The organism is Tropicimonas isoalkanivorans (assembly GCF_900112335.1).
In the GTDB taxonomy this organism is placed as follows: Bacteria; Pseudomonadota; Alphaproteobacteria; order Rhodobacterales; family Rhodobacteraceae; genus Tropicimonas; species Tropicimonas isoalkanivorans.
Window position 1 is genome coordinate 728,953 of the sequence record NZ_FOLG01000001.1, and the last position, 13,490, is coordinate 742,442.

Annotated in this window: 15 protein-coding genes; 2 read left to right on the forward strand and 13 right to left on the reverse strand. The window is 62.3% G+C overall.

The annotated features are described in order from the left end of the window. The first annotated feature begins 2 nt into the window (after positions 1 to 2). Positions 3 to 1,382 (forward strand): pyruvate dehydrogenase complex E1 component subunit beta, encoded by a 1,380-nt coding sequence (locus tag BM075_RS03395; RefSeq protein WP_093359234.1) that lies wholly within the window; start codon positions 3 to 5, stop codon positions 1,380 to 1,382. 10 nt (positions 1,383 to 1,392) lie between these two features. Further along, positions 1,393 to 2,736, forward strand: a complete 1,344-nt coding sequence (locus BM075_RS03400) for a pyruvate dehydrogenase complex dihydrolipoamide acetyltransferase (protein WP_093359235.1) — start codon at positions 1,393 to 1,395, stop codon at positions 2,734 to 2,736. A 119-nt stretch (positions 2,737 to 2,855) separates the two neighbouring features. Here the strand turns inward: BM075_RS03400 and cysE are convergent, their stop codons facing one another. From cysE to BM075_RS03465, 13 genes are all read right to left on the reverse strand, one after another. Beyond that, a complete protein-coding gene (gene cysE, locus BM075_RS03405; protein ID WP_093359236.1) occupies positions 2,856 to 3,683 on the reverse strand; it encodes a serine O-acetyltransferase in 828 nt (275 codons plus the stop codon). A 106-nt stretch (positions 3,684 to 3,789) separates the two neighbouring features. Then, complete coding sequence (locus BM075_RS03410; protein ID WP_093359237.1) at positions 3,790 to 4,500, reverse strand: DUF2793 domain-containing protein; 711 nt, start codon at positions 4,498 to 4,500, stop codon at positions 3,790 to 3,792. Continuing rightward, on the reverse strand, positions 4,493 to 8,419 hold the full coding sequence (locus tag BM075_RS03415) for a baseplate multidomain protein megatron (protein ID WP_093359238.1): 3,927 nt from the start codon (positions 8,417 to 8,419) through the stop codon (positions 4,493 to 4,495). The genes BM075_RS03410 and BM075_RS03415 overlap by 8 nt, the downstream gene beginning before the upstream one ends. After that, positions 8,419 to 8,898 carry an NlpC/P60 family protein gene (locus BM075_RS03420; RefSeq protein WP_093359239.1) on the reverse strand — a complete coding sequence of 160 codons (480 nt, stop codon included), beginning with the start codon at positions 8,896 to 8,898 and terminating at the stop codon, positions 8,419 to 8,421. Before BM075_RS03420 ends, BM075_RS03415 begins: the two co-directional genes overlap by 1 nt. Then, complete coding sequence (locus BM075_RS03425) at positions 8,891 to 9,787, reverse strand: DUF2163 domain-containing protein (RefSeq protein WP_093359240.1); 897 nt, start codon at positions 9,785 to 9,787, stop codon at positions 8,891 to 8,893. The genes BM075_RS03420 and BM075_RS03425 overlap by 8 nt, the downstream gene beginning before the upstream one ends. Further along, the gene (locus tag BM075_RS03430) at positions 9,787 to 10,419 is read right to left on the reverse strand and encodes a DUF2460 domain-containing protein (protein ID WP_093359241.1); all 633 of its coding nucleotides are present in this window, start codon (positions 10,417 to 10,419) and stop codon (positions 9,787 to 9,789) included. Before BM075_RS03430 ends, BM075_RS03425 begins: the two co-directional genes overlap by 1 nt. Positions 10,420 to 10,440: 21 nt before the next feature. After that, a complete protein-coding gene (locus tag BM075_RS03435) occupies positions 10,441 to 11,103 on the reverse strand; it encodes a phage tail tape measure protein (protein ID WP_093359242.1) in 663 nt (220 codons plus the stop codon). Further along, positions 11,084 to 11,290 (reverse strand): rcc01693 family protein, encoded by a 207-nt coding sequence (locus tag BM075_RS03440; RefSeq protein ID WP_093359243.1) that lies wholly within the window; start codon positions 11,288 to 11,290, stop codon positions 11,084 to 11,086. The genes BM075_RS03435 and BM075_RS03440 overlap by 20 nt, the downstream gene beginning before the upstream one ends. A gap of 4 nt (positions 11,291 to 11,294) precedes the next feature. Further along, positions 11,295 to 11,618: a gene transfer agent family protein gene (locus BM075_RS03445; RefSeq protein ID WP_093359244.1), complete on the reverse strand. Its 324-nt coding sequence runs from the start codon at positions 11,616 to 11,618 to the stop codon at positions 11,295 to 11,297. A gap of 3 nt (positions 11,619 to 11,621) precedes the next feature. Then, positions 11,622 to 12,035: a phage major tail protein, TP901-1 family gene (locus BM075_RS03450; protein WP_093359245.1), complete on the reverse strand. Its 414-nt coding sequence runs from the start codon at positions 12,033 to 12,035 to the stop codon at positions 11,622 to 11,624. A 38-nt stretch (positions 12,036 to 12,073) separates the two neighbouring features. Beyond that, positions 12,074 to 12,484, reverse strand: coding sequence for a DUF3168 domain-containing protein (locus BM075_RS03455; RefSeq protein WP_093359246.1), 411 nt, complete (start codon positions 12,482 to 12,484; stop codon positions 12,074 to 12,076). Next, positions 12,481 to 12,828 (reverse strand): head-tail adaptor protein, encoded by a 348-nt coding sequence (locus BM075_RS03460; RefSeq protein WP_093359247.1) that lies wholly within the window; start codon positions 12,826 to 12,828, stop codon positions 12,481 to 12,483. Before BM075_RS03460 ends, BM075_RS03455 begins: the two co-directional genes overlap by 4 nt. Then, complete coding sequence (locus BM075_RS03465) at positions 12,825 to 13,424, reverse strand: head-tail connector protein (protein WP_093359248.1); 600 nt, start codon at positions 13,422 to 13,424, stop codon at positions 12,825 to 12,827. Before BM075_RS03465 ends, BM075_RS03460 begins: the two co-directional genes overlap by 4 nt. Between the last annotated feature and the right edge of the window lie 66 nt (positions 13,425 to 13,490).

The window sequence follows — 13,490 nt, forward strand, 5'->3', positions numbered from 1 at the left end:
AGATGGCAACCAAAGTATTGATGCCCGCCCTGTCGCCGACCATGGAGGAAGGCACGCTGGCCAAATGGCTGGTCAAGGAGGGCGACACGGTCTCCTCCGGCGACATTCTGGCCGAGATCGAAACGGACAAGGCGACGATGGAATTCGAAGCCGTCGACGAAGGGATCGTCGGTAAGATCCTGGTAGATGCAGGCAGCGAGGGCGTGAAGGTCAACACGCCGATCGCGGTTCTGGTCGAGGAAGGGGAAGATGTTGAGGCGGCGGTTTCCGAAGCCTCCGGATCGGACGAGAAGGCCCCCAAGGCAGACACCCCCGCTCCATCTGAGCCGGCCGAAGCCAAGGCTCCGCCGGAGCCGGTGAAGAGCGTGAAACGCGAACCCGACTATCCCGAGGGTACCGAGCTAAAGTCGCAGACTGTGCGAGAAGCGCTTCGTGACGCCATGGCCGAGGAAATGACCCGGGACGAGACGGTCTACCTGATGGGCGAGGAAGTTGCCGAGTACCAAGGGGCGTACAAGATCAGTCAGGGATTGCTTGACCAGTTCGGCGCCAAACGGGTGGTCGATACTCCGATTACCGAACACGGTTTTGCGGGCCTTGCCGTGGGCGCGGCGTTTGGCGGCCTCCGTCCCATCGTGGAGTTCATGACGTTCAACTTCGCGATGCAAGCGATTGACCAGATCATCAACTCGGCTGCAAAAACGCTGTACATGGCCGGCGGGCAAATGGGGTGCCCCATCGTGTTCCGCGGCCCGAACGGCGCCGCAGCCCGCGTCGCCGCCCAACACAGCCAAGACTATGCGGCATGGTACGCACAGATCCCCGGCCTCAAGGTCGTGATGCCCTACAGTGCGTCCGATGCGAAAGGCCTGCTGAAATCTGCAATCCGCGATCCGAACCCGGTTATCTTCCTGGAAAACGAGATCTTGTATGGCCGCAGTTTCGAAGTGCCGGTTCTGGACGATTACACCGTACCATTCGGCAAGGCGCGCATCTGGCGAGAGGGCGATGACGTGACCATCGTGAGCTTCGGTATCGGAATGACCTATGCTCTCGAAGCTGCAGACAAGCTTGCCGAGGAAGGGATCTCCGCCGAAGTCATCGACCTGCGGACATTGCGACCGCTCGATTACGAGACGGTGATAGAGTCTGTGAAGAAGACCAACCGCTGCGTAACCGTGGAGGAAGGCTGGCCTGTCGGGGCCATCGGCAACCACCTGTCGGCCTATATCATGACCAACGCCTTCGATTACCTCGACGCACCGGTCCTGAATTGCACGGGTAAAGACGTACCGATGCCCTACGCCGCAAACCTGGAAAAACACGCCCTGGTGACGACCGCCGAAGTGATCGACGCCGTGAAAGCAGTCACCTACCGCTGAGGAGCGCGAGATGCCGACCGAAGTTCTGATGCCCGCCCTGTCCCCCACGATGGAGGAAGGGACGCTGGCCAAATGGCTGGTAAAGGAGGGCGACACGGTCTCTTCCGGCGACTTGCTGGCGGAGATCGAGACCGACAAGGCGACGATGGAATTTGAGGCCGTCGACGAAGGTGTGATCGGAAAGATCCTGGTGCCGGACGGTACCGAAGGCGTGAAGGTCAACACCCCCATCGCCGTTCTGCTGGAAGAGGGCGAAAGCGCCGATGATATCGGCGATGTCTCCTCTGCGCCCAAGGACGTGGATACTGCCACCGGAACCGCCCCGGCAGCCCCCGCCCCTGACGAAGCTCCTGCCGGCGGCTATGCCGGCGAGGAACAGGTGAAGAGCGATGAGAAAGCCGCCTCGTCCCCAGCCGGTGATGGCGAACGGATCTTTGCGTCGCCGCTGGCCCGTCGCATCGCCAAGGACAAAGGCTTGGACCTGAGCCAGATCAAGGGCTCAGGGCCCCGCGGCCGGATCGTCAAGGCGGACGTAATAGATGCCAAGCCGATCGAGAAGGCCGCCGAAACCCCGGCCGCGAAGGCGGCACCCGCCGCGTCCGCGGCCGCTGGCGTTCCCGCAGGACCGTCAGCCGAAGCTGTGCTGAAAATGTACGAGGGTCGCGAGTTCGAGGAAATCAAACTCGACGGCATGCGCAAGACGATCGCCGCGCGTTTGACCGAGGCGAAGCAGACCATCCCGCATTTTTACCTGCGCCGCGATATCAAGCTCGACGCGCTGCTCAAGTTCCGGGGCACGTTGAACAAGCAACTCGAGGCCAGGGGCATCAAGTTGTCGGTGAACGACTTTATCATCAAAGCGTGCGCCCTCGCCCTCCAGCAAGTCCCGGCGGCGAATGCGGCCTGGGCTGGCGACCGGATTCTGCAACTGAAACCCTCCGACGTCGCGGTCGCAGTCGCGATCGAAGGCGGCCTATTCACTCCGGTTCTTAGGGACGCGGACATGAAGTCGCTGTCCGCTCTGTCGACTGAGATGAAGGATCTTGCCAAGCGCGCCCGCGACAGAAAGCTTGCGCCACATGAATACCAAGGGGGCACATTCGCAGTCTCCAACCTTGGGATGTTCGGGATCGATAACTTCGACGCCGTCATCAATCCGCCGCATGGGGCGATCCTTGCGGTGGGTTCGGGCGTGAAGAAGCCAATCGTAGGCGACGATGGTGAACTCACGGTGGCCACCGTCATGTCGGTCACCCTCTCCGTGGACCATCGTGTGATCGACGGAGCGCTTGGCGCGGAACTCCTTCAGGCCATCGTAGAAAACCTCGAAAACCCGATTGCCATGCTGGCCTGACATTCGGGCACTTAGAGCAAAAAGATGGGGACCACGCATCTGCGCGGTCCCCATTTCTTGGTCAGAGCGTAAGGTATTGCTTTGTAAAAATAAGGTGACCTACATGGGTCGGCCTCAGTTCACCCGGCCTTGCCGTCTCCGCCATCCTGCATCAACATCTGGTCCATGGAACTGGATGGCTGCGAGCATCCGGCCCGGCCCACAACCCTCGCAGGAACTCCAGCGACAGTAACGTTGGGCGGAACCGCATCCAGAACGACCGACCCGGCAGCGATACGGCTGCATTGACCAACCTCGATGTTCCCGAGCACCTTCGCGCCCGCACCGATCATCACACCATTTCCAACCTTCGGATGTCTGTCGCCATCTTCCTTGCCGGTGCCTCCAAGCGTTACGGAATGCAACATCGACACGTCGTCGCCGACGACAGCCGTCTCGCCGATGACAATCGAATGCGCATGGTCGATCATCACACCACGCCCGAGGCGCGCCGCTGGGTGAATGTCGACGCCGAACACCTCCGAGACCCGCATTTGCACGAAGTAAGCCATATCTCGGCGACCCTGCCGCCAAAGCCAGTGGCCGATTCGATAGGCTTGGACAGCTTGATAGCCTTTAAAGAACAGGATCGGCTGCAGGTACCTGTGGCATGCCGGGTCCCGCTCGAACGTGGCCATCAAGTCCGCCCTTGCGGCCGCAACAAGTTCCTGGTCGGAAGCATAGGCGTCGTCACCGATCTCCCGCAAAATCTGCTCCGACATCTCGCCCGACGCCAACTTTAATGACATCCGATAGGCGAGCGCCCTTTCCAGGCTGGGATGGTGCAACAAGCTGGAGTGAATGAGCCCACCAAGCAGCGGCTCGGCGGCAACCGCAGCCTCACCTTCCCGTTTGATGCGGTCCCACACGGGATCCACCGCTGCAAGACGTTCCTTGGTTTCGAGCATGAGCCGGCCTCCTGTTCGCTGGGAGTGCCCCATATCTAGGTACAATGCCATAGTCGGGAACCCCTTACCCGCGAAAAGTTCGGCCGGCCATAGGTTGTCGTTGCGACTACTCCGGCAAACTGATCCGATAGCAATGCAAGGCCAGTCGCAGTTGTCCACCGGAGAACGTACCCCCGTCGGGCGCCAGCCAAACACTGGTCTCAGCGTAGATTGCTGTAGGGTGCGACAGAAGTCCGGTGCAATAGGACCCCGCCACGCACCCAATACCCGAGCCGAAACGAGTGCTATCTCCGGAAATTCCCAACCGCCAACTCGGTGCAGTTCCATTGAGGCTTTCGATAACACGCGCCGAACAAGCGAAGACAATGCTGTCCGCGGGGATCGTCATGTTGGTTTGCTGCTCAGCACCGGACGCGACCGAATAGGTTGATTCTGTTACCTCGATCCGAGCGGACGCGTTCGACGGCGAACCTGCCACCCAACCGGCGTCCCAACGGCCGTTGACGAAGGTCGCCGTAAGTCCCTCATCCAGTATCCATGCCCGCCACCCAACAAGCGGCTCCACAAAGAGCCACCCGCCATTCGAACCGATAGCGATCATCCCGTCCTGATCAATCCACTCGCCGGCAGCTCCGTCCGCGACTGCGTAGCAGGCGCCGTCAACAACATCTCCCACCGGGGGGCGCTTGAGTTGGCGCGACTGCAGGCGAAGCTGCGTCAGACCGTCCAGACGGATCAGCGCTTCATTTACCGTTACGTGCTTCTGGGCCTGTGACGGCTGCAGAAGCGGAAGGCACAGAGAAGGGGTATCAGTCATCGATATCGAGGCTCCTGAAAGGTCCGGCACCGAATTGGTCGGAGATTTGCGCGACACGGAACGCGAAGGGCCCCGTGCAACCGTCTGATTGGCGACGTGCCAAGGTGTAGGTCCAGGCGGAATCGGAGACGATCTCTTCCCGGACGACCTTGCCGTCGCAGATTACCTGGACGAGATACCTTTCGCGGTTCTCTCCAAGTGGCACATCGAATGCCTGCCAGGTGTCGCCGTCGACCCGCGTTCGCCTGATCCAACCGAAAGTGAGGGCTCCGTTGGCATCCTTCCTTGATCGGAGGTGCGCCGGCGCGTACGGCCGGAGGCCGACTCCAGAAAATGTGCCCGTCTCATGCGAGTAAGACACGTGATCATACCCTTTTACCGCGGGCCCGATGCGATAGTGCCTCTCCAGCCCACGCATCGACGCAGGGAGGTCAATCTGCACTGGCCCTCCGTCCAGCAGAACAACGATGCTTCCCTCAGGCCAATCGTCCGGCATGACGCCGTCCGTTCCGGCCTGCCCGCGCAAACGCAGGCTCAGCTCATAGGTATCGGTGCCCACCAACTCCGCACGCGAGAACTGAAAGACCTCCCAGTCCCCGCTCTCCGGATTTCCGATGGCGGCCGAATTTGCACCGTTCATCATGGCCGCTTCGGATGCCGAAGAGACAAATCCCGATCCGAAGCGCACACGCAAAGGCGTCCCTCGATCAAGCACGCCGGGCGCTGCCTTCGAGAGCGAAGTCTCCGTCACACCGATGGTGGACTGGACTTGGACAAGCCGATTCAGTTCATAGGCATCGTCTTCGGGAGAGGAATAAACCGCCACACTTCCCGTCCAGGGTCGCGCTGCGACGGCCACAAACGGTGCCGCCGGATCCTCCTTGCCGGTTAGAAGCGGCAAGTCCATGAATACCGAAAACACCGGCATGGGGGGGGAGAACGGCGTCTGCCGAACAATCTCCGAGACGTCCGCGGCAGGACGATAGACCCCCTCTTCCACCCTTGTGGCTTCCAGATTCTGGGACGCGCCAGCTTCAACGCGGTCCACCCGGTACAGCATCTGCGCGTCGCCTGAGGGAACCTTCACGACGTCGCCAGCCGCCACGTCCATCCGCGAAGGAGGCAAAGTCATGCGCACTGTGTCACGCGCCACGCGCGATTCCGACAGCCATCGTTCCACAATTCGTTGGCCTTCCGCCCCGGTGAGCGAGAGCGCCAATTCAGAAGTCGATACAACCGGACTCGTTTCGTCCGGAAAAATCGCCTCTGAAGCGTGGGTGGGGAAATCACTGTCGGCCAGAATGTGGTTTAGCCGTATCCGTCCTGCCATCTCCGCTTGGGGGGCTCGAACCGTCTCGATTTTTCCATCGAGCTCGGTGGTCGTTGCGAGCAGCTCGGTGTCGATCTCGCTGTCCGCGTGCGCGGTTCGAGTCCGGAACTGCAGTGCGTCCTCACCCTCATTGGCGTCGAATCCGTGAGACAGCATCAGAGGCTGCAACGCCCCGCGCGCGCTGGAGACCTGTTCGATGGCATACCCGCGCACAAGACCGTCCAGTTCGGAGACGTCGATATTCGCCACACCCGACTTGGCACAGATCTCAGAGACCACCGCCGCAAGAGGCTCGGATGTTGTCCGACCGTTGAGCCAGTGCCCGGCTCGATAGTTGTCACCATCTCCCCAGACATCGCCGTTTGCCGGAAATGCCGGATATGGACGGGCGTCCCAGGCCCAAACGTGTGCCCGGCTCATGTCCACCATACGGCCACCGTAAACGGACGACGTCGGGTTGTTGGCCGGTTCCTCCCAATACAGGTGCATTGCACGAAGGTATTGTGCCTGCATGAGGTCATCCCGCCCGCCGGTCGAGTAATGCGGCAAGCTGGATTCCGAGGATTTCGGATCGAGGAACTTGTTGGGCTGGTTCGTTCCTTTATCGATTGCCGCGCAGCCTAATTCGGTGAACCAGATGGGTTTGCTCTCCGGTTTCCACGATGTGGGCTCCGCCTGCCTGTTGCCCGCTATCCTCTCGTGGTGCTCGCGACTCCACCAGTTGCGGATATCCTTGTAACGAAAAACCCACGGCTCGGAGTAGGCGCCATCCTGAATCGGCAACCTGTCTTGCGCATCGCGACCGGCCTGATCGGCATAGTACCAATCGTACCCTTCGCCCCCGGCGACGTTTCGTTTCAGATATTCAACGTCGTAGATTGACCTCCAATCTGCGTCCGCATGCCCCGGCCCATCCCGCCAATCGGATATCGGCATGTAGTTGTCGATGCCGATAAAATTGACGTCCGGATCCGACCACAGCGGGTCGAGGTGAAAGAACAAGTCGCCTGAGTCGTCAGCGGGCTGGTACCCGAAATATTCGCTCCAATCGGCGCAGTACCCGATCTTCGTATCGGCGCCCAGGATCGCACGCACATCCGACGCAAGCCTCTTGAATTCGGCAATCGCCGGAAATGCGCCATTCGCCCCGCGAATCTGCGTAAGGCTGCGCATTTCCGATCCTATACAAAACGCGTCGACACCACCGGCCAGAGCACAAAGGTGCGCATAGTGAAGGATGAAGCGGCGATACCTCCAGTCGTCCGGCCCGGAGTAGCCGACCGTCGAGCCGTCATGGTGGAAGTCGCCCCCGCTCGCCGTTCCGAAAAACGCCTGAACCTCTGACCCTGCTGTCGAAGTTCCGTCCGTGGTCCCGGGCCGACCTGATCCGATCGACGTCGTTATGCGCCCACGCCATGGAAGGGCCGGTTGACCAGCCTCCCCAGTCCAAGGGTCCGGCAAGTCGTTTCCCTCCATCTGATCCATCAGGATGAATGGATAAAACATCACCTGCTTGCCGGACGCGCGGATCGCCCGGATGGCTTGCGCGACCGACTGATCGGTGGGCGTCCCTCCATAGACAGGGCGTCCATCTATTTTCGGCACTTTGCCGGCTTCGCTGCGATCCGTACCGCTCACCGACCAGGACATCCGGTTGCCCTCGATCGAATGGTGTTCGACTTTCGGTCTAATACTGCACTCGCCGCACCTCAGATCGCTCCCAAACCACGACACGACAAGAGACACCGACTCGCATTTCGGCAGCTCCTCCGTCAGGTGCTCGAGCGAGGTGGAGAAATCCGTCTTCCCGCTGGGTGAGTGCACGTTGGCCGAAGTTTTCCAGCCGAAGCCGTTGTCATATTCCACCGGCGTGGTCGCCAGTGCGAATTCTCCAGTACCGGGAATCATCGCGACCGCCCGGACCGTCTGGGACAGGCTTTGCGCTTCGGCGGGCGCATGAGCCGGATCTGTGGCACGGATCACTTCGAACGAGAACTGCGGGACCCTATTTCCGAAGCGAGCCAGTTGGAGGTCTTCGAAGACCACGTAGGCAAGTCCTCGATACGCCGGCACATTGCCAGCGCCCTCGATGGCCTCCATTTTCGGATCCGGCATCTGGCCTTCGGTGCCCGTATAGACTCGCAGGTCAAGATCGTCGCGACCCAGTTCCAGACCGTCTGCCCAAATGCGCCCGACGCGCAGGATCTCGCCCTCGCAGAGGGCCACTGCCAGACTGACGGAATAGCTGTAGGTCTTGGTGGAGGTCCCACCCCCACCCCCTTTTCCACCAGTGGAGCGCGTTTTGCTGCTTTCCTTGAATTTGGAGGACCAAATGACCTGCCCCCCAAGCCGCATCCGGCCGTAAACCTGATTGATAGCACTCCCTTCACTGGCACCGGTCAGACGGAATCGATCCAGCCGGCCTGTCTCGATCACCTCACTGCCGCCGCCCATCAGCCGCTGGTCGATCACCCGCCCCAGCGTCGCGCCAATCGCACGCCCAACGATGGCGGTCGACAATCCGAATGCGGTGCCCCCAATAGCGCCACCAATCGCGGCCCCCGCCGCACCAAGAATAAGTGTCGCCATCACCGGACTCCTTGAGGGAAGACAAAGCGCGCCACGATCCGTTTTCGCCACGCGTCCGTCAGGGCACTTTCGACCACGCTGTGGCCGCTATAAGCATGGATGAAGCTGGGCGACCCGGACCGTTCAGCAGCTACGCCCAAGTGTTTCGCCACACGTCCATCGCGCATCCGAAACAGGATCATATCGCCCGGTTCAGGCTGCGCGTTCGACGCCGCCGGCAATAAATAGCACTCCGCCGCCCGCCGCTGCCGTTCGTCGCCGGACGCCTCCGACCAGTCGGGCGAATAGGGCGGGACGAACACCGGCTCCCGGCCGAGAAGCTCGCGCCAGATGCCGCGGATAAGGCCCAGACAGTCGGTTCCCACGCCCGGTATGGAAGCTTGGTGACAATACGGCGTCCCGATCCAGCGACGGGCAATCTCGACGACACGCGCAGGATCTGCTGGCTGAGACGGCAGTCCTTGAGATTTCTCAGCCATTCAGGCTTCCTCCATCGTTGTCGTCGCCTTGCTTGGGGTAGGCGGTCAACCAGTCCTCGCCTGGAATGTGAGGAAAGCCGCGGAAGTTATCGAAGTTATTGAACTTGTCTCTGCAGGTGGCCGCCCGCTTGTCGCATCCGGCTACGAGCCGCACCGAATCCCCAACGTCGAGGGTCGGGCGAATTTCCTGCCAAAGCTCGATCTCACGCGAGGCACCAAGACGGCAGTCACGTTTGATGATCGCGATCAGCCCTCGCGCCGCCCCGTCGAGCACCTCCAGGCGGCCACGGCTGAACCAGCCTTCCTCCTGCCCGCCATCCGCGACGATCAGTTTCACACCGCCATCGACGCTCAGCACGGGTGCTTCCATGGAATAGCCCAGCATTTCCGGGTCGAACCTGCAATCGCCGTCGCACAGAACGGCGGAGCACATGGATTGATAAACCCGCCCCTGGGGCTGGTTCAGGGCTTCGGTTGCGCCGCGCAGTTCAGCGCTGAACGCCTCTCCGCACCGTGTCACCTCGCCGAGGGAGCCGTTGAATTGAACCATCCTCTGCTCGGGATCTGCCCAATTCACAACCCAGCACGTGACAACCGCCCCGTCGTATCGACCCGCGCTTATATCCTCCTCGGTGATCGCCCCTGCACGTAGCGCGCCGACGGCCTCGGTATTGTTGACGGCAAGGCCTGTCGTCTGTTCTACGGCCGCGGCCGTGAAACCGGTCGCAGCGGAGAAAGCCGTCCCGTCGAATTCCAGATCCCCGTCATGATCGGTAAACCCCAGGACTTTGCCGTCGCGGCGAACGACCCGCCAGCACCGGCACACCGTTGACGCCCCGTCCCTCAGATGGGCAATCAGCGCCTGCCCCTTCACGGAAAGTTTCGCCATCACACGCGCACCTCGACCACCGGCACAACGGGAATTTCACCGGCCTGGAAGGATGTCGCCGACACAGAGATCGCATCGGTATCGAACCGCACCGGCACGTCAAACTCGAACCCTGCCGTCACCTTTCTGCCGATCGCCGGGGCTTCGACCATCGTCACGACACCCGTTGCGGGATCGACCACCCACGCGGAGTCCTTGCCCATCTCCACGCCCGCAACGGCGACGCGAACAGTACCCACCACGGGCTTGCGGATCGGGCGCGAATAGTCCGCCCCACCTGACTCATAGACCCGGCACAGTTGGAACTCCGTCGTGACACCGTCGCCTATACCAATCGTCTGGTCCGTCGCCCGGACGGTTTGGGACGGCAGGCAGGATTTGTGATCCGCCCAGTCCTTCCACCGAAATCCATAAAGCCGTCCCCGCCGCGCTTCGAAAAACGCGATCAGGTCCTGGAGGTCATCGGCGGACCGCACACCGACCCCGGCATCGTACCTGCGTCGGGAATGCTCCCACGGCGTGTTGCGCTCTTCAAAACCATTCGAGAGCGTCACGATCTCGGTACGCCGTTCCGGGCCGCCGACAGAACCAAAGCTCAATGCGGCCGGAAATCTCACCTCGTGAAAATCCATGTCGTCGTCTCCTGCTGGCACTTACCGGTTGCGTTGGCCGCGGCTGAGCGCGCGGCCAACCTGAGCAGCAATCTGCGTCTGACTCTTCCGGAACCCGTCAGCATCGGGGGTGGAGATGTTCATCACGATGTTGACAGGCCGGGACGCGCCTCCGGCCGCCTTCACGCCGAGACTACCGTCGGCCCCGCGGGTCAGCGGCATGATCGCCTCCGGCCCCGCTTCCCCCATCAACCCGCTGCCGCCCCGCATGGGAAAGGCGGTCGGAGCCGTCACCACCCCGCCCTTCGCGAATGGCATCACACGCCCCTGGGAAAAGCTCCCGCCTTTGGCGAAGGCCGCAGCACCGATGCCCGCAATCCCACTCGCGAACATGTCTCCGATCTGCTTGGTCACCGGCTTGATCGCGGCACCGTAGGTGGCATTCACCATCGACTGGGCGACCATCTTCATCGCATCGGAGGCTTTCATGCCATCAAACACCAGCCCGTCGAACGCCCGCCGCAGGCCCCCGCTGATGCTGGAGGACAGCGACTCCACACTCGCGGAGGTTCGCGCCATGCTGCTCTGCATCTTCCGCAATTCGCCATCGAAGGCCGACGCCAACGAACTGGCGCCGTTCAGGCTGCTTTCCAGAGCGTCGATCTGCGCGTCGAGGCTCTCCATGTCATCCGGGTCCAGCGCCATCGCGCCCCCCTTTCTCATTGTCGGGATAAGCCCGCGCCAGTTCGTCCAGGCGCGCGCGCGTCAGTGGCGCCGGCACGGCATCCGCGCCCAGCATCACCATCAATTCCACCGGGGTCAGTCTCCAGAACACGTCCGGGGCCAGCCCCAGACGACAAAGCCCCAGACGCAGAAGGCCAGCCCAGTCCACTGCGTTACCCGGCCGTGTCCGGGAGCGAGAACGCACGAGCGAGCAACTCCGCCGCCACGCGCGCCGCCTCCGCCGGGCCGCCACCGATCTCGACCGACGTCAGGGCGTCCGCCGACCCCTTCCAACCCCCGCCGCGCAGCCCCGCAACGATGAGGGTCAGCACATCCCGCGCTGAAAACCGGCCGGCCTCGAAACGCTCCACAAGGTCGATGAGCGACCCTTCCGACAGGCCCGCTTCCAGTTCGGCCAGCGCACCAAGCGTCAGTTTGCAGACGTGCGGCGTGCCATCCAGAGCGAGCGTCACCTCGCCGGTCCAAGGGTTCGCCATGGCTCAAAACGCCGAAAAGAGGAGCGGGCCGGCCGAGGCCAAGGACATTTCGTAAGTCGCCTCGCCGTCGTGGCTCCCGGCATATTCAAGCGACGAAATCTGGAATGCCCCCTCGACCGTCCCGAAATCCGGAATGACCACCTGGAACAAGGGCGTCTCGGCAGCGAAGAACGCCTCCCGTGCACGTTCGTCCGTATCCTGATCCTTGAACACGCCTGCCCCGCTGATCGCGGCACTGCGGACACCGGCGCCGGAGAGCAGCTCCCGCCATCCGCCCTGGCTCTCCAAAGAGGTCACATCGATCGTTTCTGCGTTGAAGCTGACCCGCGTCGCCCGAAGGCCCGCCGCGGTCTGGAACTGGCCATTCCCTGTCATGTCGATCTTGATAAGAAGATCCTTGCCGGATTGTGCACCCATGCCTATTCTCCGCTATCCTGCTGTAGGAATTAGAAATTTCAGTCGTCTTCGACCAACGCCTCGAAGCGCAGGTCGACCCGGCGCTTGGCTCCAGCGCCCACGCGCTTGGCCGTCGCCTTCAGAAACCGCATCTGCACGACGGTTCCCCGCTGGAGCGCCGGCTTGGCACCATGCAGGGCGTCGGACACGGCCACGGCAACCGCCTTCGCATCGAGAAACCCGCCGCCGTCACTCACCACGCTGACCGTGAAGCGATGCCGCGCGCCTTCTGCCGTCTTGTCCCCGGCGGGCATCACCGTTTCCGGTCCAAGGCTCACGTAGAGCGATGGAACCAACCCAGAGGGAACGGCATCGTAGATGTCCGCGCCGACGAGCGCTGCGAGCGCCGGGTCAGCCAACAGATGCTGATAGATGGCCGCCTGCAGCGCCACCGAAGTGCCGTAGCTCATGCCGATACCTCCTCTTCGCGCGTGAAGCAGGTCAGGTACTTGCCGCGCACGTCCGCATCGGCGACTGCCAGGATGCGAAACACCCGGTTGCCTTCCCGAAAGCGCTGATCCGGTTTCGGCCGGCTCGGCGCCCCGGGCGGGGCCGATCGCACTGTGATCCGGTAGGGCACGGTAGACAGCGTCAGAAACTCCGCCTCGGTCTCCCGGCCCGTCCCCGCCTTGACCTCCGCCCACACCGTGCCGAGGACGACCCACGTCGTCCGGAACCCGCCTGCCCCGTCAGCAACCCGGTCCAAGGCTTCCAGCGTCAGCTTGCGCCGCAATTCGGGCGCCGACGTACTCATCGCACGCCACCGCCGAGCACGCGCACATTGCGCCAGCGGTCCACGAGCGACGACACCCCGTACGGCATCACCGCACCGCCGACACGCATCTCATGCCGGTACTCGTAGTAATAGGCCGCCAGCAGCATCACCGCCTGCGCGAGGTCAGCCGGCACGTCCACCCAGGCCGGCCCGAACCCTGCCATGAAATCGATGAGGACCGACCCTTGCGTCGGTATGGTCGGCAACCGGCTTGACCGCGCCATAAGGACCGGGCGGTGCGTGTCCTGTTGCAGACGATACTTGGACGGGTCCACAAGGCTTTCCCAGTCCAGACAGTCAACAATACGGACGGCTTTGATCTCGCTGACAGGCGCGACCGGCAACGTCTGCGCCCGCGTGTCCCGCCACCCCATCAGGCTCAGTCTGAACTGGCGCTCCAGAAGGACCTTCCCGGTCCACGCCTCGACCGCCGCGATGGCCGCGCGGAGAAAGGTCTCCAGAAGGCTGTCCTCCGCCCCCTCGTCGGCAAACCCGGTGCCCAGGCGCAAATGGTCCCTGAAATCCGCAACCGGCAGTGCTGCCGCAGGCGCTGTAGTCTGCTCGACTAGCATCAGTCATCTCTCCGAATGTTCCTCCCCTCGAAGGGTTGAGTGACAGGCGCGTGCCCCGCATTGCTCGGA

Bases quoted from the DNA above. Each gene is read 5' to 3' on its own strand.
- BM075_RS03395 (WP_093359234.1), top strand. From the start codon at position 3: ATGGCAACCAAAGTATTGATGCCCGCCCTGTCGCCGACCATGGAGGAA.
- BM075_RS03400 (WP_093359235.1), top strand. From the start codon at position 1,393: ATGCCGACCGAAGTTCTGATGCCCGCCCTGTCCCCCACGATGGAGGAA.
- cysE (WP_093359236.1), bottom strand. From the start codon at position 3,683: ATGCTCGAAACCAAGGAACGTCTTGCAGCGGTGGATCCCGTGTGGGAC.
- BM075_RS03410 (WP_093359237.1), bottom strand. From the start codon at position 4,500: ATGACTGATACCCCTTCTCTGTGCCTTCCGCTTCTGCAGCCGTCACAG.
- BM075_RS03415 (WP_093359238.1), bottom strand. From the start codon at position 8,419: ATGGCGACACTTATTCTTGGTGCGGCGGGGGCCGCGATTGGTGGCGCT.
- BM075_RS03420 (WP_093359239.1), bottom strand. From the start codon at position 8,898: ATGGCTGAGAAATCTCAAGGACTGCCGTCTCAGCCAGCAGATCCTGCG.
- BM075_RS03425 (WP_093359240.1), bottom strand. From the start codon at position 9,787: ATGGCGAAACTTTCCGTGAAGGGGCAGGCGCTGATTGCCCATCTGAGG.
- BM075_RS03430 (WP_093359241.1), bottom strand. From the start codon at position 10,419: ATGGATTTTCACGAGGTGAGATTTCCGGCCGCATTGAGCTTTGGTTCT.
- BM075_RS03435 (WP_093359242.1), bottom strand. From the start codon at position 11,103: ATGGCGCTGGACCCGGATGACATGGAGAGCCTCGACGCGCAGATCGAC.
- BM075_RS03445 (WP_093359244.1), bottom strand. From the start codon at position 11,618: ATGGCGAACCCTTGGACCGGCGAGGTGACGCTCGCTCTGGATGGCACG.
- BM075_RS03450 (WP_093359245.1), bottom strand. From the start codon at position 12,035: ATGGGTGCACAATCCGGCAAGGATCTTCTTATCAAGATCGACATGACA.
- BM075_RS03455 (WP_093359246.1), bottom strand. From the start codon at position 12,484: ATGAGCTACGGCACTTCGGTGGCGCTGCAGGCGGCCATCTATCAGCAT.
- BM075_RS03460 (WP_093359247.1), bottom strand. From the start codon at position 12,828: ATGAGTACGTCGGCGCCCGAATTGCGGCGCAAGCTGACGCTGGAAGCC.